Here is a 21,025-nt window from a genome sequence, read left to right as displayed (position 1 = left end):
ACAAAAACGGGGCAGATGGTTGAACCTCCTGTCCCGTTTTTTTAACCGACGCTGCTCAGAAACCGTAGAGCAAAGACAGCGACGTTTCGGTGTCGGTCTTGTCTGAACCTTCCGGCGCATCCGACACATGCTTCACCCGGAACGCCACTTTCATGGACAGGCTGTTCACGATGGTGCTCTGCAAGGAGGTCTCAGACTGGGTGATGGTGTTGTTGTCATCCAGGCCGATTTCCGTGCTCAGTTTCTGCCGGAACAGGGAGGTTTCAGACAAACCGTAATCGAACTGGCCTGCCAGCCGCGCGATGGCTTCTTCTTCCACGTCACGACCGGTGTCCACGTCCACCTGCTCGAGCTTGTTGTAGCGATAACCGGCGCCGGCAGACAGGTCCAGGAAGGAACGGTCGCCAGACTGCCACACCCGGTTGCCATAACCGGTGGTCAGGGTGGATTCAAAGTCGTAGCCGGAGAAACGGTCATCTTCCCAGGACCCGCGAACAAACCAGTACTGCTGGTCGTCGAACTTGTGGTCGGCTTCCAGTGCAGCCTTGTATTCCTCGGCAGTGGTTTCGTCTTCCGCCTCGGTGTACTTGGAACTGAAATCGCCGCTGTTACGCCAGGTGCCGGTTTCGTGAATCAGCCCCAGCCGGCCGTTCACCTTGGTTTCCTCGCTGTTACCGGAGGTCACCAACACACCCAGTTCGGCTTCGCCTTTCCAGTTTCCGCTTTCCTGGGCATGAACCATCGGGGCCAGTGCCATACAGGCGACTACCAGCGGTTTCCTGATCAACATAGTTTCTCCTTGGTTGAGTTTTCTTTAATTCGACGCAGACTTACGTGCGTTTTCCCCCTCCAGACTTCTGCGGGCCTGTTGCTCCCACTCGGCCTTCTTTCGGGCCTTGCGCTCGGCAATAATGCGGGCCGCTTCGCCACCCACGTGGGCTTCGCCACGTTCCTCGGCCAGACGCATCTGGCGCTCGCGCTCCTTGAACCGGGCTTTCTGCTCCTCGGTCAGCGAGTCGATGCACTGGTGGCAGCTCACACCCTGCTCATATTCCGGGCGCTGTTTATCGTCTTCGGTAATGGGCCGGCGACAGGCGTGGCACTGGTCGTAGTCACCACGCTCCAGGTTATGGTTGACGGTAACCCGGTCGTCGAATACAAAACACTCGCCCTGCCACAGGCTCTGCTCCTGAGGCACCTCTTCCAGGTACTTCAGAATGCCGCCCTTGAGGTGATACACCTCGTCAAACCCCTGTTCTTTCAGGTAAGCGGTGGACTTTTCGCAACGAATGCCGCCGGTACAGAACATGGCGACTTTCTTGTGTTTTTGCGGGTCCAGATTCTGTTTCACATACTCGGGAAATTCCCGGAAGGTGTCAGTGGCCGGATTGACGGCGTTTTTGAAGGTACCAATCTCCACTTCATACTGGTTACGGGTGTCGACCAGCAGCACTTCCGGGTCTGAAATCAGGTCGTTCCATTCTTTGGGGTCTACGTAGGTACCCACGACGCGTTTCGGGTCGATACCTTGCACGCCCATGGTGACGATTTCTTTCTTGAGTTTGACCTTGGTGCGTTTGAACGGCTGGAATTCCACGAAGGATTCTTTGTAATCCACGCCTTCAAAGCGTTGGTCGCTGCCGAGCCAGGCTTTGACGGCGTCGATGCCGTCACGGCTGCCGGCGATGGTGCCGTTGATGCCTTCACGGGCCAGCAGCAGGGTGCCGTGGACGTCTTTTTCCAGCATGAGGTTCAGCAGGGGCTGGCGTAGGTCTTTGTAATCATTCAATACTGCGAACTTGTACAGTGCGCAGACAACGATGTTGTTGCTCATGGTTTTCTCCTGCGGGCCGGATCGTAAATCCGGAGCATGGTTTGTGGTGTTCACGGAAGGGGGCAGAGTTTAACCAACCTGAGTTTGGACGCAAGTAGGTGCTAGCCGTGGAAGGTGCCATGGATGCCGCCCTGACTGGGGGATGTCTTTCCAAAATACGCTGTGAATACGTCCTTGTACGCTCGGCTCCGCCATCCATGGCTCCGCACGATTTTGGAAAGACATCCCCCACCCAGGGCTAACTCTTCGCCTAGCCGCCGCAACGCATGCTGCGTTACCAGGCGAGAGCTTTAGTCTGCCGTTTTATTCAATTCACGCTCTACGACCGCAGACAACTGCCCCCAACCCGGGCGGGTCAGCTGGACGTTGTCCACCATCACTGTCGGAGTGCTGGAAACACGCATTTGAACGGCAACCTGCAGGCTCTGTTCTACCGCTTCTTTGTGCAGTTCGGTTTCCATGCAGCGGCGGAAGCGGCGTTCTTCGAGGTCCATGCCGTTGGCGTAGCGGGTGAAGGTGGCTATCGGGTCGTTGGAGCCGCTCCATTCGCCCTGGGCGTCGTAGAGTTTGTCGTGCATGGCCCAGTATTGGCTCTGGTCACCGGCGCAGCGGGCGGCCTGGGCGGCGGGCATGGCGTTCTGGTGTTGGCGCAGGGGGAGGTCGAAGTAGACGAAGCGGACTTTGCCGGTTTCGACGTATTCCTGCTTCAAACGCTGGCTGGCTTCGGCGAAGCGGGCGCAGGCCGGGCACTGGTAGTCGGCAAATTCACGCACGACAACTCTGGCGTTTTCGGGGCCAACGGAGGTGCCGTACTGGTCAAGGAAGGCCGGGAAAGGTTCGGCGTTCGCGGCGGCCACCGGCAGTTCGTCGGAGGTCGGGGCCGGCGGGGTTGTGAGGAAGTACAGGGCGGCGGCCACAGCCACAACAACCACCAATGCACCTGCAATCAGCAGGGGCTTTTTGTTGTTTTTCCTGGCTGGCGAGGGGGCGCCGGTTTGTTTGCGTCGTTTGGCTTCACCCATCAGGGGCTCCTTGTTATACGTTCGGAAACTGGCGGGCGAAGGTTTGGAGTTCCGGGAAGAACGTCAGGAAATTCGCCTCGAGTTCCGGCTCATTGTCCCGAATTTCGTCAATTATTCCAGTGAATTGGTTGGGGAAGCGGATGCGGCCGGCAACCCGGTCCAGGGCGAAGCCTATGTTGTCGAGGTCCTGGTAGGCGCCAAACCAGTCGTGCTCCACCATACGGCGGGTGACTTTGACCATGGCAGGCGGCATGACCTGTTCGTGGCGTTGCAGCTCTTGATAGACCGTCTGCACAAACTCCCCACTCTCGCAGTCAGCAAACCGGCACCAGTGCCGCAACAGGAAGTGGTCGTAGAGAATGTCCAGAGCCACGCCGGCAAAGCGGCGACGTTCTTTGGAGAACAGCTGCTTGCTGGCGAGGACTTCCGGATGTTTGTCGGTGAATACATCAACGGCCAGGTGGTGGCGAACGCCTTCCAGTACCGGGGGTGGCAAGGCCGCCCAGTCCACACCCCGGGAGAAATCCCCGAGGATGCTGCCCACACGTGCCTCGGGGGAGTCTGGGGCGAGGAAGGTGTGGGCGAGGTGGTTCATGCTTGGGCCTTAGTCATCATCGTCTTCTGCGCATTCCAGCTCATCAACAACGTAGCCGGTGCTGCCGCCCTCCAAATATTCTACCTCGACAATATCGCAGTCCGGGACGGGCTGGGTGTTATTCAGCACCAAGCCCAACACCTTTATAGAGCCTGAGCCAGTGTAAGTTCTATCAATCCTGCCGGTAAGCTCATAATCTGGGCTGCTATCGCTTTCTACCTCCACCGTGAGCGCTTCCAGGAAGACGTTTCCATCATTGCCGGTGCGCTCTATACCCTCCACTTCAGCCGAAACACCCGGAGAAATGGAGGATAAGCCATCATCGAACTCAATCACGGTGGAATTTGTCAAAACAACGATAACACCGCCGATATCCCAACTGTCAGGCAGACGGCCCGCTTTTATAACAGAAGCCTCAACCTCCGCATTCCCTTCAAACAGCTCAACCTCTTCCGCCACTATAGTGCCATCACGGAAGTCACCCTCCACTCTGACGAGCATATTGTCCGTCAGCTGGTCTCGATCAAGATCGTCAAATTCTGTGTCTGACGTGATCGAGACGGCAACGCCGTTAACGAAGAAGCTTGTTGCACGAGGCGTGTAATCAGAAACCGTACCGGTAATTTCAATATCCTCGCCCTCTTGCCCCTCGTAACGGCGATCATCGGCCGGGCGAATGGTCCTTGCGGTTATGATTGCACCGTCATACTCACCTTCAACTTCAATACGCTGGCCAGCCTGCCCTATCGCATCAGCAGTCAAACCATCAGCGAAAACGCTGTCGCCAGGAACGATGATTCTTTGTGTCCCGATCAGCAGGTCGCCAGAATCGTAACGCCCAAGGCCCTCCAGCTCGACCAGGTTCTCGGGCAAAGTGTCCAGCTCACCGATATAGCTCGCCCGATAACTATTCCCGGATGGCCATGCACTGATTCGAACCCGCTTGCCTTCGAGAGCGCTTGCATCTGCAAACTCGTTATCCAGCCGGATAACGGTGCGTCGGTCGAACGAAATAGTCTGGCCCAGAACGGAGAAGGTACCTGCCTCCGGCGATCCGGAGGAGTCGACTGTCGTTACCGAGACATTAGCCGCGGTACCACGGAAAGTGTCATCGTATTCGAGGGATTCGGCTGTACCCGTGCCGTCCGGGCTCCATTCCCCCGCAACACGAAGAATCATGCCTTTTTCAAGATCATCTTCGCTGGACAGGCCGTCGTTATTTTCAACACGCCGATTCAGAATGTTGCTGGTCTCAAACTTCACCCCATTCACAAACACACTACCAAACCCGGAAACCGGCCCAACACTGGAGCCGGTGCCGCGAATGCCGCCGTCGGCTATACCGATACCGCCGCCTCCACCACCGCCACAGGCGCTGAAAATGCCGAAAGCCACAGGGGCGATTGCCAGTGAAAGGCGTTTACGGAGTTGGTCAGACGTCATTGTGCTCTCCCGCCAGCCATCCGGGCCGGCCATGGTTATCAGGTATCGTTGAAGCGGCGGCGTGGAATGCCGTTGCTTAACAGGTCTTCAGGCTCAGCCAGTACCGATTCCGGTTCAGGCTGCCCCGCAGGAGCATAGGCGCTGCGTCTTAACAGAACATGACCGCTTTCCAGGGCCTCGACAATGCCCTTGCGCAGGAGTTCGTTCAGCACAACGGCAGACACCAGGTCGGGGTTGGCGCACCGCACCAGGTCGGTGAAGGCGTCATCCCCTTCGGCCAGGGCCAGCAGTATTCTGGGCTGGTGCTGCTCATCCAGGAAGTCGCCGGTTCCCAACCAGCAACGGATCACCTGCCGGGCTCCGGGTGACAGCAAGGTGGTCACCAGCCCGGTCGGCTGCCATCGGGCAGGCTCCACCGTTGTGATCTTCGGGCTCATGAGCGTTTATCTCCGCTGGTGTCCGGTTGTATCGGTTCTTCGAAATAGAAAATGCCAACGCCGGTACGCACTTTCCTGGCGCCTTCACCCTGGCTTCCAGATCCTTGCCGGTCATGGGGCCCCAGCCAGTCGTCCAGTTGTTCCAACAACGCCTGGGACCGTTCTGCCGAAATCTCCCGCCACCGCTCAATCACATCTGCCGGGATGTTGTCGTAGGTCAGGGTCCGCTGGAACAGCGGCGGCTTCCCGGCCGAACGGCTGATCAGGTTGTGATCGATGGTGGCTACAAGATCAGATACGTCTTCACCGAAGATTTGGAGCATATCCTCACTGTCACCGGCCGGTACGTAGGCTCGTTGTTTTAGCTGGAGCCTGCCGGAGTCCGGCTCTACCACAGCCACGCCCACCCGCATCAGCTCATCCAGCACAGCACGCGGCGTCATGTCGCCGCTGTACTTGCGTACCAGTTCGGTGAAGCTGCCGGCACCTTCAAAATCCAGCATGGCGGGCTGCTTGTCGTCAGCCTGATAAGCCGGATCGTGCACCCAGCCAGACACCACACGGGATGCCCGGTTGGCGTTAGACCGGGATTCCCGTGCAGGGTTCTGGCCAGCCAGGATTTCCCGCTGGCGTTTGACTTCCTTGCGGGTAAGGCCGGTCATAACCGCTGCCCGGGAATCCGTAGGTTTACGCCGGCCATCACTGAAATCTTCCAGTGCCGCTTCCACATAGGCGCGTTTGACCAGTTCGGAGAATTCGCCGAAAGGCACACCATTGCGCAACAGCAAACGGGCCAGGGGCCGCAAAATGCGGAACAGTGCTTTGTGGAGGGGGTTGGCATTGGCATCAGTCATGTTTGGGATTGTATTCCCATAGCGATTGTAAAAGCCAGAACGGGCCGCCAGCGCTGCGGCCCGTTTCGGGGTTACCGGTCAGTCGTCATCACCGTCATCGTCATCGTCGTCCTCGTCTTCACGCTCGATGGTGAAGGCTTCCAGGTATCCGTCCCGGCGGCGACCCTCCACTTCTACATAGTCACCGACCATGAAGGCGTTGATATCGTCTACCCGGCTACGGCGGCCATCGTCATCGTCGTCATCATCAATCAGGGTGCTGGCCGTGAGTTGAACCCGAACGCCACTGACAATCAGCACTTCACTGGCCAGGTCGACCTGCTCGATCCGGCCTTCCACTTCGTCATCGCCTTCCCTTCCTTCAATTTCCTCGGCCAGCAAGACACCGTTGCGGAAGTCGCCCTCTACCTTCACGAATACACCGTCCTGCAGGCTGCCGGCGCTGATGTCATCAAAATCAGTGTCGCTGTCGATCTGCACCAGCACACCGTTGATGCGGAAGGTTCGGGTACTGCTGTCGTAGTCGTAGAGATCACCGGAGATTTCGACGTCATCGTCGTCATCAAACAGGTCGTCTTCGTCGTCAATTTCTTTGGCCATCAGGATGCCATCCTGCAGATAGCCTTCCACCTCGACCGCCGTGCCGTCGCTCAGGTCATCCAGGTCAAAGTCGTCATCGCCACTGGCCAACTCGTAATTGACGGAGAAACCGTTAATGGTGAAGGTTCGGGCTATGGCATCCAGGTTTTGTACCACGCCTTCCAGCTCAACCTCATTGTCATCGTCGAAAGCCAGTCCGCTAACCCTGGCGCCCACGTAACTGGCCCGGAAGCTGCCATCGTCCAGCCGCCAGCCGCTCACCCGCACCCGGTAACTCGCTGGGCTGGCCGCCAGTTGCTCCGGGGTTGCGCCACGGAAGACGGTTTCATTGGTCAGGCCAATCAACTGGCCCAGCATTTCAAGCTGGCCGGTATTGGCCGAGCCGTCCCAGCTTGCCGCTGTCAGCGGGCCACGCAGAGTGTCGTCATAGGAAATGTCATCGGCCCGGCCTTCACCCCGGTCGTCCCAGCTGCCCCTCACTTTCAGGATCATGCCCTTGTCCAGCTGGTCTTCCCGCTCGAGCCCGTCATCGCTGTCCACCCTGCCATTGGTGGTAAAGCGAGTGCCGTTCACATATACACTGCCAAAGCCGGTAACCGCACCCACACTGGTGCCCTGGCTGCCGGCGCTGGTGTCAGCGGAACCGGAAGAGCCGGAGCCACCACCGCCACAGGCCGCCAGACCACCCACCAAAGCTCCGGCCATCACCAACTTGATCGCTTTCGAAAGTCCGTTACGTTTCATGTTCCATCTCCAGGCTGATTTCACTCAATCCGGCGCATTCTCACTAGGCGCCCATTCGTTTGGGATATTTTTCCCAATTCTTTAAATGGGAAAATAATCCCAAATTTTTAGATTGTCCAGTTTTTGTTCATGAAATTTTTTTGAACCTGACCGGGCAACGAACGTATACAGCAGAAGAAACACAAACCTGGAGACTGGTTATGCTGGGGTTCTTGAAAAGCGATCCGAAGAAGAAACTGCAAAAGGCCTATGAGGAAAAGCTGGCCAAGGCTCTGCACGCGCAACGCAACGGCGATCTACGCAGCCACGGCACCTTGATGGAGGAAGCTGAAAAGATCTACGCGGAAATTCAGAAGCTGGAAAAAGCCGGGGGCTGACAGCAACGCTCAGCCCCCGGCCGGTTGGTTATTCGCTCATTAGCTGGCGAATCCGCTGATTGAGCCGGTTGACCTCCCGGCGCATATCCTGCACTTCGTCCAGAAGCTCCAGCGACATTGCCAGCCCTGGCAGGTTGAGTTTCAGGTCGCGCTGCAGGCGACGGGCTTTCTGGAGGCGGCTCAGTGCGGCCACATCGAACTGCCACTGGCGGATCTCCGGCCCTTCCTCCAGCGGAGTAATAACGCCGTAGTTCACCAGCTTGATCACAAACTCGGCATGGCAGTCTCCCCGTTCGCAGATCTCGCGCAGGGTAAAGGTGGTGCCATCTGCATCGGTGACCTCCACGGTCAGAATCCGGTCTTTACTCGTCATGTTCGCCTCCCTCACACGTGCAGCTTGCTGCGCGGATCAAACCCTTTCTCCAGCTCAGCCAGCTTCTCGTAGAGTTTCTCGGCTTCCGCCGTGTGCTGCTCGGGCATGGCCACTTGCAATACCACAATCTGGTCCCCGGGATGCTTGCCCGGGAACCCCTTGCCCTTAAGCCGGAGCTTGCGCCCGCTGGTGGAGCCCTTGGGTACTTTCACATTTACCTTTCCGCTGACCGTCGGCACCGTCACCGTAGCGCCAAGTGCCGCCTCCCAGGGTGCAACCGGTACCGTCACCAGTACATCCCGACCCTCGATGGAGAAATGGGGATGAGGTGCCAGTTCAATCTCAATGAACAGATCGCCCGGCTCGCCACCGCCTACACCGGGCGCGCCCTGGCCTTTCAGGCGAATGTGCTGGCCTTCACGCATACCAGCGGGAATCTTGACCTTCAGGGTTTTCTGCCGGGGCACCATCCGGCCATGACTGTCGATCTCCTGCACGGTAAACGACACCTGCTTTTCACAGCCGTTAAAGGCCTCTTCCAGGAACAGGGCCAGGCGGGCGTGAACGTCTTCCCCGCGCATTTTCGCGCTCTGGCGGAAACCACCGCCACCGAAGTCTGCGCCCGAAAACCCGCCATGCCGGCCGCCGCCAAAAATCTCCTCGAAAAACTCGCTGAACTGCCGGGCATCGGCTTCGGTATATCCGCCGCCACCAAAGCCGGACGCACTCTGCCAGCCCGGTGGCGGCTGGAAGGAGCCATCGGCCCGGGCGCCGTATTTGCGCAGCTGGTCGTACTCGGCCCGCTTTTCCGGGTCTTTGAGTACTTCGTAGGCCTCGCCCACGTCCTTGAACTTGTCGCTGGCGTTCTCTTCCTTGCTGACATCCGGATGATATTTGCGCGCCAGCTTGCGGTAGGCCTTCTTGATGTCCTCGGGCGTAGCCGACTCGCTCACCCCCAGAACGGCGTAATAGTCTTTGAAGTCCATGTAACCCCTCGCATCTGACCAAAACGTGATCTCTGACTCCTTATATTTGTCGCTGCCGAGGAAATTACAAGCTGCTTCCTTGCAGCCTTGCTGCAGATCAAACACTGAGACCGGGTTCACACCCTTTATCCCGTGGCCGAATCTGACAACCTTTCACCCCTGTTTGCGGTCGAGAAATTCCGGAGCCTGGTCAATAGTTAAGGGGCAGTATTTGTAGACGAATGGTCTGTCTCTTACACACGGAGCTCTAACAATGATAAATAAAGCACGCCGCTGGTCCCTCTCGGCCTTTACCAGCAAATCCCTGAAACCCGCACTGGCACTCAGTGCCGCGCTGTTGTTTTCCGGTTGCAGCGAACTCGGCTACCTGCTGAGCAACGACAAAGTGACCGATGCCGACAACGACCAGGTAGTCTTTGTGGGCGATTCCATCTTTGCCCTGTCTGGCGAAATCCAGAACCAGCTGGAAGCCAGGGCCGGTGAAACCTTCCGCCGCTACACAGTTTCCGGTGCGGAGCTGTCAGGCGAGCTGATTGCCCCGTCTATTCCCCAGCAGTTCCGGGATGCGGTTGCTGATAACCCGGACATCGAAACCGTGGTGGGCGACGCCGGCGGCAATGACATCCTGATTCCGGCCATCGCCCTGAACTCCAATAACTGCAAAACACCCTGGTGGCGCTTCGGCCGGCTGAGCAAACAGTGTCGGGATTTCATCGATGATATCTACGTAGATGCTGTCGACTTTCTGAACGAGATGGCCGCAGCCGACGTCCGGAATGGCATCCTGACCGGCTACTACTACACCAAGAACGGCCTTTTCCGTTTGGATGACATGAAAGAAGCCGTGGACTACGGCAACGCCACCCTGGCCCGGGCCTGTGAGAACTCCGTGCTGGACTGTACCTTTGTGGACCCCCGCTGGGTGATCAACGACCGCGACATCATCTTTGATGGTATCCACCCGGCGGATAGTGGATCGAAAAAGATCGCTGATCTGATCTGGCCGAAACTGCAACCGCTCCTCTGAAGCCCCAGCGTCCCGGCCGGAAAGCGGCCGGGACCACATTCTGCAATACCACTGGCAGGACAGCTGCAATGAAACCACTCAATTCCGTATTGGCGCTCGGTGCCCTGGCCTTAGTGATTGCGGGCGGTTTTCATTACTGGCCCGAGTCATCAAAGCCGGCGGCTATGCAAACGCCCAATGGTTCCATCCCCTCGCGTGCGGCAGCGACGTCCGCCGCCGAGCTAACCCAAAGCGGCGACCAACGCGTTGTTGAACTGGCCGTTAAGTACCTGGAACTGTACGGCGACACCATCACCGAGCCGGCCACCCAGGCACGTCTGTATAACGAACGCCGAAACCTGTTGGCGCGTTATCCGGATTCCGGTAACGAGCTTTTCCAGTCCGCCATCACCACCGCTTTTCCTGAACTGGCCGACAGCATTTTCGCGTTAATGACCAAGCTGGACCGCTACAACCGTTGGCTCGACAATCACGAGCTTCGTTTGCAGGGGCTGCCGGACATGGAACGCTACGCTGAACTCTGGCAGCAACGCGAAGCGATTTTCGGCCCGCTGGCAAGCCAGATCTGGGCCGAGGAACAAAACCCGGTGGAAGCGAAATCGGACCAGTTCCAGCAAACTCTGGCGCGGCTGGACCAGGCCAACCAGATGCCACTGACCGAACTGGCTCACCAACTTCAGACCACTGCCGACGAACTCTATGGTGCCGATCTGGCCCGGCAACTGGCGGGTTCCGGCGCGACCGGCCACGCCCTGTTTGCCATGGACAGCGTTCAACAGCAGCTCGCCAGCCTGCCAGCAGACAAGCGCCAGCAAACCATCAACGCTCTGCGCCGCCAGATAGGCTACTCCGAAGAAACCGTTCGCCAGTTGGCCGAGGAAGACCAGCGCCGGGAGGAAAAATGGCAGAAAGGCAAAGCCTACATGGCCGAAAGGCGCGCTTTGGAGAAACGCCTCAACGGCGACCAACTGGAGGCCGCGTTAACGGATCTTCGCCAGGAACATTTCGGGTTTTCTGCTCCGACCATCGAACGGGAAGAGGAAGAGGGCTTTTTCAGGTTTGAGCGCGAACGCCGCTACGGCTTGAATTAGCAAGCTAACGTCCATCCTCATAATCGCTTATAGCCGTTAGCACACCCAACCCTGACAATGGCGGGCTTTCTCTTCCCTGATTGGATCAAGGAGATCATATTGAGCGCCGCCAACCACAATTCCGAGTCCGGCCTTCCAACCTGGATGATCGTCTTTGCGCTGGCGATGGGCGGCTTTGGTATCGGTACCGGTGAATTCGCCATCATGGGGTTGATGCCCAATGTCGCCCAGGATCTCGGCGTTTCTGAACCACAGGTAGGTCATCTTATCTCCACCTATGCGCTGGGCGTGGTAGTCGGCGCACCCATTCTGGCCATTCTCGGTGCGCAACTGTTCCGGCGGCAGCTGCTCATTCTTCTGATGTCCTTCTACGCGCTGGGCAACCTGGCCAGTGCCCTGGCCAGCAATTACGAATCCCTGCTGGTTTTCCGGTTTATCGCCGGACTGCCCCATGGCGCCTACTTCGGTGTTGCCGCACTTGTGGCAGCTTCACTGGTGCCGGTACACAAGCGGGCCAAGGCGGTGAGCCAGATCATGATGGGGCTGACACTTGCACTACTGATCGGCAACCCCCTGGCCACGGTGATGGGGCAATCCATGGACTGGCGCTATGCCTTTGGTTTTGTTGGCCTGGTGTCGTTACTAACCGTGGTGCTGATTACGCTGTTCCTGCCCAAAAACCCCCAGGAACAAAGGCACAGCCCGTTAAGCGAAGTCCGCGCCTTTAACAAACCACAAATCTGGTTTGCGCTGGCCATTGGTGCCATCGGCTTCGCAGGCATGTTCGCGGTGTTCAGTTACCTTGCCCCGACACTGCTGGAAGTCACCCGAGTGGATGCGGTCTGGATTCCCGTGGCCCTGGTGGTGTTCGGGATGGGCGGTTTTGTGGGCAACCTGCTTGGTGGCTGGCTGTTTGACCGTCTGCAATTCCGGGCCGTTGGCGTGATCCTGGTGTTCAGCGCCATGATTCTGAGCGTCTTTCCGTCTGCCACAGGCTCATTGCCCGTGTTACTCGTAGTCTGCTTCCTGACCGCATTAATGGTAGCCCTGGGCCCGGCTCTGCAAACCCACCTGATGGACGTGGCAACCGGCGCCCAGACTCTGGCCGCTGCCTCCCATCACGCCGCGTTCAATCTCGCCAACGCCCTCGGCCCATGGCTGGGCGGGCTGGCCATTACCGCCGGCTTCGGCTGGCAGTCCACTGGCTACGTAGGGGCTGCCACCGCCGTGGCCGGGCTGATGATTTTCCTGGTTGCCTGGCGCCGGCCTGAGCCGGTGCCAGAGGCCAGCTAGGCGCTCATTTCTCACGCTACAGTCATTATCATTCACTCCGCTTAGCCAGTAGAATAGCGAGCTTTGAACGTTACCTGCGCGGAAACCGGAGTGAAACCCCAGCCAATGCCCTCGCAACCTCTGGCAAATACTGGCCTCAGAGCCAGGCTATTGCGCCAACTGGATGATTCAGCGACAACGCTGAACGGCACCCAGTTGCCCTGCTTCGCAGAGCGCCTGAGCCGGCTGTTTGGCCTGGGCGACACCATGACTCTGGATGCGGCCATTGGTTATCGGGCGAAACAGCCAGGCACGCCTCAGGGCGCCACGGTAGAGCGGTTAACCGAGGAGCTGGCGACAATACGCAGGGCACTGGTTCAGCGTATTCGCGGGTTTGGCGCCGATCTGGAGTTTGACGGTGAACCCGAGCTTGAAGCCGCTCTCAATGCCTGGCTGGCGCTGCAACGCAAAGTGGCGGCCAACAGCCGTCAGTTGCGGGACAAGGTTCGAAAATCGATGAAAGATCAGGGCCCGAAGCTGGCCCACCTGGCCGAATTGGACGCCGTGTTTGATCAAACAATGGCCGGGTATACCGCACAGTGTTTTTCCCATATTCCCAAGGTTCTTGAACAACGATTCGAGCACCGATCGACCACCCCGGAGCAAAGCCCCACCCCGGCCACAACGGCCGACTGGTTCCACCGCTACTGCGAGGAAGCGCAGTCTTTGTTACTCGCTGAACTGGATGTTCGGCTGGAACCGGTTCTGGGTTTGCTGGAGGCTTGCCACAAAGAGGTTAACAACACCCCATGAGTAAACTGTTCTTTACCCTGGCGTTTGCCATCGGCCTGGCCGTGGTAGCCTGGATTGGTGCCGGATTTGTCGGTTCCGACCTGCTGGCGCTGGCGTTTACCGGCCTGATTGGCGCCGTTTACTGTCTCGGCTTTGGCGAACTGGTGAATTTCCGCCGACAAACCCGCGAACTGAACGCACAGGTTCATCAGTTACCTGAAAGCCAGGAGCAGGTTAACCACTGGCTTGGCACACTGCCCGCCCCGATGCAGTTCCCGGTGCAACGGCGAATCGAGGGCCATGCCGCCGCATTACCCGGCCCGCAACTGACACCCTACCTGACCGGCCTGCTGGTGATGCTCGGCCTACTGGGCACCTTTGCGGGCATGATTGTGACCCTGGGCGGCGCCGCCTCGGCGCTGGATAACAGTACCGAACTGAGCGCTATTCGCAGCGCACTGGCCGCACCGATTGCCGGTTTGAGTCTCGCCTTCGGCACCTCCATTGCCGGCGTGGCCGCCTCCGCCATGCTGGGGCTGGCCTCCACCCTGAGCCGCCGGGACCGGTTGCAGGCTTCCCGCGCACTGGATAGTGCTCTGCGCGACAAGCTGCATCATCTATCCGCAGATCATCAACGCCACCAGGCGTTCCAGGCACTGGAAAGCCAGGCCAAAGCCCTGCCCGAAATGGCCTCGGCCATGGAACGCATGACGGCGCGCATGGAGCAACTTGGCCAGCAACTGGAACAGTCCCTGACTCACAACCAGCAGGAATTCCACAGCACGGTCGGCCACCACTACCAGACCCTGGCCAACTCCGTGGCCGACTCCCTGAAAACGGCATTGGATAACACTGCAAAGCAAGCGTCAGAGCGGATTGAGCCCATTATTGTCCAGGCCCTGGAGCAGCTTCAGAAGGATGCTCACGGCCTGCAACAAAGCTGGGCAGATAATGCCCGTGAACAACTCACCGAATTGATCTCCGGGTTTCAGACAGTTACCACAGAGGCGGGCGAACGCTGGCAGCAGAACCTGACTGCACAGCAGGCCCAGAACCAGGAGACGCTAGCGGCCCTCTCAAAGCAGAACGAACAAAGTCAAAGCCAGTTGCAGGAACAGCTCCACACCTGGCTTGGCACCATCAACGACCAGCACCAAACCTGGCTCAAGGAACAGCAGCAACAACTGGTACAGAGCTGTGAACGCCTGAACAACGCCGGAGCTGAGGTGTCGCAACACTGGCAGGCCGGTCTGGCCCGACAGCAGGCTCAAAGTGACGACATGCTGGCAGCATTAAATGAGGCGCTGACTCAATACCAAAGCCATTTCCAGACCAGCAGCACCGGGTTGATTGAGCAGCAACAGGCCGGGCTGGCGGAACTGGTCAGCACCGTTGCCGCTCAGCTCGATCAGCTTCGGGAACAGGAAAGCGAGCGAGCCCGGGCTGCAAACGAGCGAATGGAACAACTGGAAGCCACAGCAGCCCGCCACCTGAGCGAGCTGGGCACTGCACTGGAAGCGCCCATGACCCGCCTGATTGAGACGGCCTCGGAAACACCGAAGGCCGCCGCCGAGGTGATCCGACAGCTGCAGTCGGAAATCGCCCGCAACAGCGAGCGGGAAAACGAGCTGCTGGAGGAACGCCAGCGACTGGTTCAGGAACTGGACACTCTGCTGGAGAACCAGCGCAGCACCGCTGACAGTCAGCGGGAGGCGGTGGATACCCTGATCACCGGCGCCGGCGAAACCCTGACCGGCATCAGCGAACGCTTCAACACCCTGATCCAGGAACAGAGCCAGCAACTGGGCAAACTGGGCGACGACATTACCGGCAGTAGCCAGGAAGTCGGCGCCCTGAGCGATGCCTTCGTGCAGGCCATTGAGCTGTTCAGCCAGTCCAACCAGCAGGTCATCGCCAGCCTGTCGGATATCCAGAAAGCGCTGGATAACGCCGGCACCCGCCACGATGAGCAACTGGCCTACTACGTGGCCCAGGCACGGGAAGTGATTGACCTGAGCGTCAGCGCCCAGAAAGACGTCATCGATGCCGCCGCAGCACTGCGCCGGGCCGAACCCAGCGAGGCGGGCTGATGGAACAGCTGGAAGGCGGCGAACAGCAATCGGCACCGGTCTGGGCCATCTTCTCGGACCTGATGGCCGCGCTGGTGGGAATCCTGGCGCTGATTCTGGTGTGGGTAATCGGCATTCAGCTGGAGCTGAGTCAGTCCCTGGCCCAGGAAATCGAAAAGCGGGAAGCGGAAGAGCAGCGCAGGATCGCCCTGGAACAGGCGCTGGAAGACCCGCTCACCAAGGGACTGGTCACCTTCCGGGATGGCCGCATAGGCATCAGCGGCAACGTGCTGTTCGAGCTAAACTCGGACCAACTTCAGGCCGAAGGCGAGGAGGTTCTGGAATCATTGATTTCACCTCTGCAAACCTATCTGACCCAGCACGATGAGCTGCTGATGGTGAGCGGCTTTACCGACGACCTGCCCATGCACCCGGGCAACCGTTACCAGGATAACTGGGGCCTATCGGCCCAGCGGGCACTTACCGTTACCCGCTCGCTAACAGAACTGGGGCTGCCCAACGACCGGGTGTTCGCCGCCGCCTTCGGCCCGCACCATCCGGCGGTACCCAATGTGGATGCCGAGTCGCGAGCCCAGAACCGGCGGGTGGAGATCAGTACCGTGCCCCGGGCGCCTTCGGCGGCCGCGGAAGCCGAAAGGGAGTCGGGCGACCGATGACTACGAAAACATCCCTGCTCGACCCGCTCAGGCAATCCGGTGTCGATCGGCTGGACCCGGTGCGCTTTCGCTATCTGGAATCCTTCGAACGGCGATTGCGCGCAAAGGGCCTTCAACACGGTGAACACTGGCTGAAGCTTCAGCAGGCCGTTTCTGATTACCAGGCAAGGCAGGGTATGGCGGATGTGGCAGAGCAGGTCACAACACCTGCGGGCGACCAGAGACCGTCGCAACTTACCCGCCTGCTGGATGCACTGAACCAATCGACGGAAGTGCCGGCACAGGCCCCTCGCTCGGCACTTGAGCAGCGGATTTTCGGAGTCGAAGAGGAGCTTACCGGAGCCGCCCCCGTCAAGGATTCACCCAGGCCGCTGAAAGCCCTGGCCCGGGTCAAAACCGGCCAGGATACCCAGGCACTCCAACAGCGCATCCGCCAGGCCATCGAAAGCACGCCCGAAGAGGCCGGCCCCATGAACGCACACCGGCTGGTCAGCCGGGCGCTGGCCGAGATGCAGAAACTCTCGCCCGAGTACACTCTCCGCTTTGCCCGTTATATCGACACCTCGCTGGCACTGGAAAAGTCCTCCCGGAAAAGCTGACATCCCACACAATCGGATACATTCTGGCCCGATTCGCCCCGGGGATGGCCTCTTTCGCTGTCTGAAACCCGGCATCGGGTTGCTACGCTGGATTCTTTATCAGGAAATCCAGCATGCAGAATGTCCTTCGAATCCGGAACGGGGCCGTTGGCCTCAATGTTGTTACCCGGGGCCGGGAAGAGAATGAGCCGGTCATCCTGGTTCATGGCTACCCGGACAATCACCGGGTCTGGAACCCCGTGGCCGAACGGCTCGCCAGGTCCTTCTATGTCATCACCTACGATGTGCGCGGGGCCGGCGAATCGGACATTCCGGGAGATACCTCGGATTACCGCATGGCGGCACTCGCCTCGGACCTGGCCTGCGTGGCAGACCAGGTGATCCCGGACAGGCCATTCCATCTTATTGGACACGATTGGGGCTCTATCCAGAGCTGGGAATCTGTCACCCAGGGCCGCCTGCAGGTTCGCATCAAAACCTTCACCAGTATCTCCGGCCCCTCGCTGGATCACGCGGCATACTGGGCGCGCAGCAAGCTGACCAGCCGATCACTCGCCGACAAGGTGAAAGCATTTCGCCAGCTGGCAAGCTCCTGGTACATCGGCATGTTCCACCTGCCCCTTCTGGCACCGGCCGCCTGGCGTTTCGGGCTGGATTCCGTTTGGCCGGATTATCTTCGCAAGCAGGGGGTTCCGCTGGAGGCGCCCAACCCTTTCCAGAAGCAAGACGGACAATTCGGAGTCAACCTGTACCGGGCAAACTTCCGCGGCAAACTGCTGTTTCCGGAACCACGGTATGCCTGCTGTCCGGTGCAACTACTGGTTCCGCTCCAGGATGCCTACGTGGGCGAGCAGTTGTTTGACGATCTGGGCAAGTGGGTGCCGGACCTGACCCGCCATAACATTGATGCCGGGCACTGGGTGATTCTCAGCCACCCGGAAAAAGTGGCTCAGCTGATTGCAGACTTTGCTCAAAGAGGGCTAAAACAGCGAGTAGGGTGAGGCGTTACCGCCTCATCCCTCTCACAGAACCGTACATACGGGCCACGTATACGGCTCATGCCATTAATTTACCCCGAACTCGGGGACAGTGATGCCGGTTTTGACCTTCGCAAGATCCATCAACTTCAGGTCATTGTGCAGGTAGGTGTTGGGCAGGGCCAGACTGGCCAGTGGAGATGCTGCATTGCGCCAGCTTTGCATCCGGATGTGCCGGAACGGGGGCTGGTAGCCCAGCTGTTTCAGCCTCCGATGCAGCCGGCCCGGCTTTTTCCACTGCTTGAGCTGGATGCAGCGCAGGCGCCGCCTTAGCCAACTCATCACCTGCTTTAACACCCGCGCGCAGTTCGCCACCCGGAAGTAGCTGACAAAGCCCCGCAACACCGGATTCAGCTCACGTATAATGGCCGCGAGTCCGATGCCCCGGTTTCGCTTTGTCAGTGATTTCAGCTTCTGCTTAAGCCTGACCACCTTCTTTCCCTGTATGCGGGTGTACTTGCTATGTATCACCACGCCCAGAAACTTAACCCCTTCATCACTATGGGCGATGTGGGTTTTGGTGGTATTGACCGTCAGCTTCAACTCATTTTCCAGATAGCGCCGGGCAACCCGTAACGCATTCTCCGCGCCCGCTCGTGAGCCGCACAGGATCAGGATGTCGTCCGCGTAGGTGACCCCGGGCTTTCATGAACTGGTCGAAGGCGTCCAGATAGACGTTCGCAATCAGCGGGCTGATCACGCCGCCCTGCGGGCTTCCCAGCTCCGTTTCTTCAAGGTGGTACCCCACCATCACGCCGCTTTCCAGGAACTGGCGCAGCAGTGACAGGACACTGCCGTCCGTGATCCGTTGGCGGAACTGGCGGATGATCAGGTCATGGTTGAGCGTGTCGAAGCATTTCGACAGGTCCATGTCCACAACCCAGTCACGCCGGTATCGGCGGATAAACAACTCCGCCTTGCCGATGGCGTGGTGACCACTGCGTCCCGGACGATACCCGTAACTCGACGGGTGGAAATCCGGCTCGAAGATCGGTTCGATAATACGGCGCAGCGCCTGTTGCACAACCCGGTCCCGAACCGTCGGAATGCCCAGCAGACGCTCACCGCCGTCATCCTTGGCGATGGCTACGCGCCTGACTGGTTGCGCCCGATAGCGCTTTTCCTTCAGCTCGAGCAACAGGCACGACAGCTCCACCTCCAGATTCGCCTCAAACGCACTCAGGCTCTGCCCATCGATTCCGGCCGCGCCCTTGTTGCGTTTGATGTGCCTGAAGGCTTCATACAGGCGCTGTTTTGACAGCAATTGCCCGTACAGACTGTAGTATTTCCTCATGCCTGCTCATCTCTGTGGTGACGGCTTCGAGGATCGGTCTGGCTGCCGGTCTGTTTCAGGCGATCCGTCCGGGTACTAGCGCTCTGGCAATCTGCCGCCACGGTATCGCTCTACTCCCTTGTTCGGAGAACACCAGAGCCACTGCGTTCCCGCAGCACCCCGATGCACTTCCCTGCCCCGTCGGGCAGCTTGTGAACGCAGCGTCCACCTGTTCGCTCGTCGTCCGTCACTCTCGTTAATGACTTCCGCCCTTCGCATCCGACCAGAGCTTTTGACCCTGACCGGTCCGCTGAACCTCCGCCAGCGGTCATTCCGGTTTTGTCCTCCACGCTGTTACCAGGCTTCTCAGGCCGGAACTTCCTCACTACTACGGCTTCATCTGCCACCTCGCACCGACTGCGGCCTCGGCTTTCACCTTGCGCCACAGCCTCCGGCATCGCCGGATTCGGTGTCAGGCTTCCCCGGTTACTGCACCGGCTCCCTGTTAACGATGCCACCCTCAAGCACAGCCCAGGTCTGACTGAGTATCGGGCGTCGCGCTATTTTGCACGCTAACCCACCTGGGCTGCCGAAGCAGGTTCACTTGCGTTGTGTACCGTTAACTTCCTATGGCTTCCTTCAGACCCCACCGTTGGCCAGTGACGCCCTTGCCAGTCGGATTGTCTTCCCCTCAGTCGGGGTGACGCCATCTTCTTTCAGGTGGCCGGGTTTGCCGGCTTCGCCGGGCAAACAAAAAAGCCCCGACCACCAGGGCCAGGGCTTTCAGGTAAACGAGGCGGAAAGCCTTATTTAACCTTCGGGTCCAGCTCGCCAGCGGCGTAACGCTCGAACATCTGCTCGAGGTTAACCGGCTTGATCTTGCTGGCCTGGCCGGCACAACCGAAGGCTTCGTAGCGCGCTACGCAGATATCGGTCATGGCAACCATGGTGGCCTTGAGGAATTTGCGTGGGTCGAATTCGGCCGGGTTCTGGGCCATGAAGCGACGAACCGCACCGGTTGAGGCCAGGCGCAGGTCGGTGTCGATGTTGACCTTGCGCACGCCGTGCTTGATACCTTCCACGATTTCTTCCACCGGGACACCGTAGGTTTCCGGAATCTCGCCACCGAATTCGTTGATGACCTTCAGCCACTCCTGGGGAACGGAGCTGGAGCCGTGCATCACCAGGTGGGTGTCTGGAATGCGTTTGTGGATGGCTTTGATTTGCTCGATGGCCAGGATGTCACCTGTCGGCGGACGGGTGAACTTGTAGGCGCCGTGGCTGGTGCCGATGGCGATGGCCAGTGCGTCTACGTGAGTTTTCTTGACGAAGTCTGCGGCTTCTTCCGGGTCGGTCAGCATCTGGTCATGGTCCAGGGTGCCTTCGGCGCCGATGCCATCTTCTTCACCGGCCTGGCCGGTTTCCAGGGAGCCCAGGCAGCCCAGCTCGCCTTCTACGGACACGCCACAGGCGTGGGCCATTTCAACGGTGCGACGGGTAACGTCGACGTTGTATTCGTAGCTGGTCGGGGTTTTGCCGTCTTCACCCAGGGAGCCGTCCATCATCACGGAGCTGAAGCCGAGCTGGATGGAGCGCTGGCACACGGCCGGGCTGGTGCCGTGGTCCTGGTGCATAACCACCGGGATGTGTGGCCATTCTTCGATGGCGGCCAGGATCAGGTGGCGCAGGAAGGGGGCACCGGCGTATTTGCGGGCACCGGCGGAGGCCTGGACAATGACCGGGGAGTCGGTTTTGTCGGCGGCTTCCATGATGGCGCGCATTTGTTCGAGGTTGTTTACGTTAAAGGCTGGCACACCGTAACCATGCTCGGCGGCGTGGTCCAGAAGTTGCCGCAGCGAAATCAGGGCCATGGGTTGTCTCCTTCGTTGACTTTTTGAGGTTTGAATTCTGTTCGTTTTCAGA

General features: G+C 59.1%; 22 protein-coding genes. 9 read left to right on the top strand and 13 right to left on the bottom strand.

The window, feature by feature from the left end; all coding sequences use genetic code 11:
- Window positions 1-55: 55 nt before the first annotated feature.
- The 8 genes from B9Q17_RS01090 to B9Q17_RS01055 form a co-directional block, all read right to left on the bottom strand.
- A complete protein-coding gene (locus B9Q17_RS01090; RefSeq protein WP_094623759.1) occupies window positions 56-790 on the bottom strand; it encodes a DUF481 domain-containing protein in 735 nt (244 codons plus the stop codon).
- Window positions 791-814: 24 nt separating this feature from the next.
- The gene (trhO, locus tag B9Q17_RS01085) at window positions 815-1,834 is read right to left on the bottom strand and encodes an oxygen-dependent tRNA uridine(34) hydroxylase TrhO (protein WP_094623758.1); all 1,020 of its coding nucleotides are present in this window, start codon (window positions 1,832-1,834) and stop codon (window positions 815-817) included.
- A 290-nt stretch (window positions 1,835-2,124) separates the two neighbouring features.
- A complete protein-coding gene (locus tag B9Q17_RS01080; RefSeq protein WP_094623757.1) occupies window positions 2,125-2,856 on the bottom strand; it encodes a DsbA family protein in 732 nt (243 codons plus the stop codon).
- 13 nt (window positions 2,857-2,869) lie between these two features.
- Window positions 2,870-3,451, bottom strand: coding sequence for an acyl carrier protein phosphodiesterase (locus B9Q17_RS01075; protein WP_094623756.1), 582 nt, complete (start codon window positions 3,449-3,451; stop codon window positions 2,870-2,872).
- 9 nt (window positions 3,452-3,460) lie between these two features.
- Window positions 3,461-4,894, bottom strand: coding sequence for a DUF5666 domain-containing protein (locus B9Q17_RS01070; protein WP_154707601.1), 1,434 nt, complete (start codon window positions 4,892-4,894; stop codon window positions 3,461-3,463).
- A gap of 38 nt (window positions 4,895-4,932) precedes the next feature.
- Window positions 4,933-5,331, bottom strand: coding sequence for a hypothetical protein (locus B9Q17_RS01065; protein WP_094623754.1), 399 nt, complete (start codon window positions 5,329-5,331; stop codon window positions 4,933-4,935).
- Window positions 5,328-6,185 carry a DUF6502 family protein gene (locus B9Q17_RS01060; protein ID WP_094623753.1) on the bottom strand — a complete coding sequence of 286 codons (858 nt, stop codon included), beginning with the start codon at window positions 6,183-6,185 and terminating at the stop codon, window positions 5,328-5,330. Before B9Q17_RS01060 ends, B9Q17_RS01065 begins: the two co-directional genes overlap by 4 nt.
- A 78-nt stretch (window positions 6,186-6,263) precedes the next feature.
- Window positions 6,264-7,529 (bottom strand): DUF5666 domain-containing protein, encoded by a 1,266-nt coding sequence (locus tag B9Q17_RS01055; RefSeq protein WP_244177276.1) that lies wholly within the window; start codon window positions 7,527-7,529, stop codon window positions 6,264-6,266.
- Between the two features lie 200 nt (window positions 7,530-7,729).
- On the opposite strand from B9Q17_RS01055, the gene B9Q17_RS17960 reads away from it, so the two are divergent.
- Entirely contained in the window at window positions 7,730-7,906 is a 177-nt protein-coding gene (locus tag B9Q17_RS17960; RefSeq protein ID WP_022989751.1) for a DUF6435 family protein, read from the top strand.
- Window positions 7,907-7,934: 28 nt separating this feature from the next.
- Here B9Q17_RS17960 and B9Q17_RS01050 read toward each other — a convergent pair whose 3' ends face one another.
- Both B9Q17_RS01050 and B9Q17_RS01045 read right to left on the bottom strand, forming a co-directional pair.
- Window positions 7,935-8,279, bottom strand: a complete 345-nt coding sequence (locus B9Q17_RS01050) for a chaperone modulator CbpM (protein ID WP_094623752.1) — start codon at window positions 8,277-8,279, stop codon at window positions 7,935-7,937.
- A gap of 11 nt (window positions 8,280-8,290) precedes the next feature.
- Window positions 8,291-9,265: a DnaJ C-terminal domain-containing protein gene (locus B9Q17_RS01045; RefSeq protein WP_094623961.1), complete on the bottom strand. Its 975-nt coding sequence runs from the start codon at window positions 9,263-9,265 to the stop codon at window positions 8,291-8,293.
- A gap of 253 nt (window positions 9,266-9,518) precedes the next feature.
- Here B9Q17_RS01045 and B9Q17_RS01040 point away from each other — a divergent pair, with 253 nt between their 5' ends.
- The 8 genes from B9Q17_RS01040 (at window position 9,519) to B9Q17_RS01005 (ending at window position 17,793) form a co-directional block, all read left to right on the top strand.
- Window positions 9,519-10,292, top strand: a complete 774-nt coding sequence (locus B9Q17_RS01040; protein ID WP_244177275.1) for an SGNH/GDSL hydrolase family protein — start codon at window positions 9,519-9,521, stop codon at window positions 10,290-10,292.
- Between the two features lie 68 nt (window positions 10,293-10,360).
- A complete protein-coding gene (locus tag B9Q17_RS01035) occupies window positions 10,361-11,383 on the top strand; it encodes a hypothetical protein (protein WP_094623751.1) in 1,023 nt (340 codons plus the stop codon).
- A gap of 144 nt (window positions 11,384-11,527) precedes the next feature.
- The gene (locus B9Q17_RS01030; RefSeq protein WP_244177290.1) at window positions 11,528-12,676 is read left to right on the top strand and encodes an MFS transporter; all 1,149 of its coding nucleotides are present in this window, start codon (window positions 11,528-11,530) and stop codon (window positions 12,674-12,676) included.
- A gap of 105 nt (window positions 12,677-12,781) precedes the next feature.
- On the top strand, window positions 12,782-13,468 hold the full coding sequence (locus B9Q17_RS01025; RefSeq protein WP_094623749.1) for a DUF3348 family protein: 687 nt from the start codon (window positions 12,782-12,784) through the stop codon (window positions 13,466-13,468).
- Window positions 13,465-15,537 (top strand): DUF802 domain-containing protein, encoded by a 2,073-nt coding sequence (locus B9Q17_RS01020; RefSeq protein ID WP_094623748.1) that lies wholly within the window; start codon window positions 13,465-13,467, stop codon window positions 15,535-15,537. Before B9Q17_RS01025 ends, B9Q17_RS01020 begins: the two co-directional genes overlap by 4 nt.
- Window positions 15,537-16,193, top strand: a complete 657-nt coding sequence (locus tag B9Q17_RS01015) for an OmpA family protein (RefSeq protein WP_094623747.1) — start codon at window positions 15,537-15,539, stop codon at window positions 16,191-16,193. The genes B9Q17_RS01020 and B9Q17_RS01015 overlap by 1 nt, the downstream gene beginning before the upstream one ends.
- Window positions 16,190-16,792: a DUF2894 domain-containing protein gene (locus B9Q17_RS01010; protein ID WP_094623746.1), complete on the top strand. Its 603-nt coding sequence runs from the start codon at window positions 16,190-16,192 to the stop codon at window positions 16,790-16,792. The genes B9Q17_RS01015 and B9Q17_RS01010 overlap by 4 nt, the downstream gene beginning before the upstream one ends.
- A 113-nt stretch (window positions 16,793-16,905) precedes the next feature.
- On the top strand, window positions 16,906-17,793 hold the full coding sequence (locus tag B9Q17_RS01005) for an alpha/beta fold hydrolase (RefSeq protein ID WP_094623745.1): 888 nt from the start codon (window positions 16,906-16,908) through the stop codon (window positions 17,791-17,793).
- Between the two features lie 63 nt (window positions 17,794-17,856).
- Here the strand turns inward: B9Q17_RS01005 and B9Q17_RS18325 are convergent, their stop codons facing one another.
- The 3 genes from B9Q17_RS18325 to fba form a co-directional block, all read right to left on the bottom strand.
- Window positions 17,857-18,438 carry a group II intron maturase-specific domain-containing protein gene (locus tag B9Q17_RS18325; RefSeq protein WP_279627988.1) on the bottom strand — a complete coding sequence of 194 codons (582 nt, stop codon included), beginning with the start codon at window positions 18,436-18,438 and terminating at the stop codon, window positions 17,857-17,859.
- The gene (locus B9Q17_RS18320) at window positions 18,374-19,123 is read right to left on the bottom strand and encodes a reverse transcriptase domain-containing protein (protein ID WP_279627986.1); all 750 of its coding nucleotides are present in this window, start codon (window positions 19,121-19,123) and stop codon (window positions 18,374-18,376) included. Before B9Q17_RS18320 ends, B9Q17_RS18325 begins: the two co-directional genes overlap by 65 nt.
- A 785-nt stretch (window positions 19,124-19,908) precedes the next feature.
- Complete coding sequence (gene fba, locus B9Q17_RS00990) at window positions 19,909-20,973, bottom strand: class II fructose-bisphosphate aldolase (protein ID WP_058341641.1); 1,065 nt, start codon at window positions 20,971-20,973, stop codon at window positions 19,909-19,911.
- Window positions 20,974-21,025 lie beyond the last annotated feature (52 nt).

The organism is Marinobacter vinifirmus (assembly GCF_002258215.1).
In the GTDB taxonomy this organism is placed as follows: domain Bacteria; phylum Pseudomonadota; class Gammaproteobacteria; order Pseudomonadales; family Oleiphilaceae; genus Marinobacter; species Marinobacter vinifirmus.
This window is presented reverse-complemented; position numbering and strand designations above follow the sequence as displayed.

What these genes read in the sequence shown, in the direction of transcription:
- B9Q17_RS01050 (WP_094623752.1), bottom strand. Translation starts at nt 8,279, where the DNA reads ATGACGAGTAAAGACCGGATTCTGACCGTGGAGGTCACCGATGCAGAT.
- B9Q17_RS01035 (WP_094623751.1), top strand. Translation starts at nt 10,361, where the DNA reads ATGAAACCACTCAATTCCGTATTGGCGCTCGGTGCCCTGGCCTTAGTG.
- B9Q17_RS01070 (WP_154707601.1), bottom strand. Translation starts at nt 4,894, where the DNA reads ATGACGTCTGACCAACTCCGTAAACGCCTTTCACTGGCAATCGCCCCT.
- B9Q17_RS01080 (WP_094623757.1), bottom strand. Translation starts at nt 2,856, where the DNA reads ATGGGTGAAGCCAAACGACGCAAACAAACCGGCGCCCCCTCGCCAGCC.
- trhO (WP_094623758.1), bottom strand. Translation starts at nt 1,834, where the DNA reads ATGAGCAACAACATCGTTGTCTGCGCACTGTACAAGTTCGCAGTATTG.
- B9Q17_RS01020 (WP_094623748.1), top strand. Translation starts at nt 13,465, where the DNA reads ATGAGTAAACTGTTCTTTACCCTGGCGTTTGCCATCGGCCTGGCCGTG.
- fba (WP_058341641.1), bottom strand. Translation starts at nt 20,973, where the DNA reads ATGGCCCTGATTTCGCTGCGGCAACTTCTGGACCACGCCGCCGAGCAT.
- B9Q17_RS17960 (WP_022989751.1), top strand. Translation starts at nt 7,730, where the DNA reads ATGCTGGGGTTCTTGAAAAGCGATCCGAAGAAGAAACTGCAAAAGGCC.
- B9Q17_RS01045 (WP_094623961.1), bottom strand. Translation starts at nt 9,265, where the DNA reads ATGGACTTCAAAGACTATTACGCCGTTCTGGGGGTGAGCGAGTCGGCT.
- B9Q17_RS01065 (WP_094623754.1), bottom strand. Translation starts at nt 5,331, where the DNA reads ATGAGCCCGAAGATCACAACGGTGGAGCCTGCCCGATGGCAGCCGACC.
- B9Q17_RS01090 (WP_094623759.1), bottom strand. Translation starts at nt 790, where the DNA reads ATGTTGATCAGGAAACCGCTGGTAGTCGCCTGTATGGCACTGGCCCCG.
- B9Q17_RS18320 (WP_279627986.1), bottom strand. Translation starts at nt 19,123, where the DNA reads ATGAGGAAATACTACAGTCTGTACGGGCAATTGCTGTCAAAACAGCGC.
- B9Q17_RS01015 (WP_094623747.1), top strand. Translation starts at nt 15,537, where the DNA reads ATGGAACAGCTGGAAGGCGGCGAACAGCAATCGGCACCGGTCTGGGCC.
- B9Q17_RS01060 (WP_094623753.1), bottom strand. Translation starts at nt 6,185, where the DNA reads ATGACTGATGCCAATGCCAACCCCCTCCACAAAGCACTGTTCCGCATT.
- B9Q17_RS01025 (WP_094623749.1), top strand. Translation starts at nt 12,782, where the DNA reads ATGCCCTCGCAACCTCTGGCAAATACTGGCCTCAGAGCCAGGCTATTG.
- B9Q17_RS01075 (WP_094623756.1), bottom strand. Translation starts at nt 3,451, where the DNA reads ATGAACCACCTCGCCCACACCTTCCTCGCCCCAGACTCCCCCGAGGCA.
- B9Q17_RS01010 (WP_094623746.1), top strand. Translation starts at nt 16,190, where the DNA reads ATGACTACGAAAACATCCCTGCTCGACCCGCTCAGGCAATCCGGTGTC.
- B9Q17_RS01040 (WP_244177275.1), top strand. Translation starts at nt 9,519, where the DNA reads ATGATAAATAAAGCACGCCGCTGGTCCCTCTCGGCCTTTACCAGCAAA.
- B9Q17_RS01055 (WP_244177276.1), bottom strand. Translation starts at nt 7,529, where the DNA reads ATGAAACGTAACGGACTTTCGAAAGCGATCAAGTTGGTGATGGCCGGA.
- B9Q17_RS01030 (WP_244177290.1), top strand. Translation starts at nt 11,528, where the DNA reads ATGATCGTCTTTGCGCTGGCGATGGGCGGCTTTGGTATCGGTACCGGT.
- B9Q17_RS01005 (WP_094623745.1), top strand. Translation starts at nt 16,906, where the DNA reads ATGCAGAATGTCCTTCGAATCCGGAACGGGGCCGTTGGCCTCAATGTT.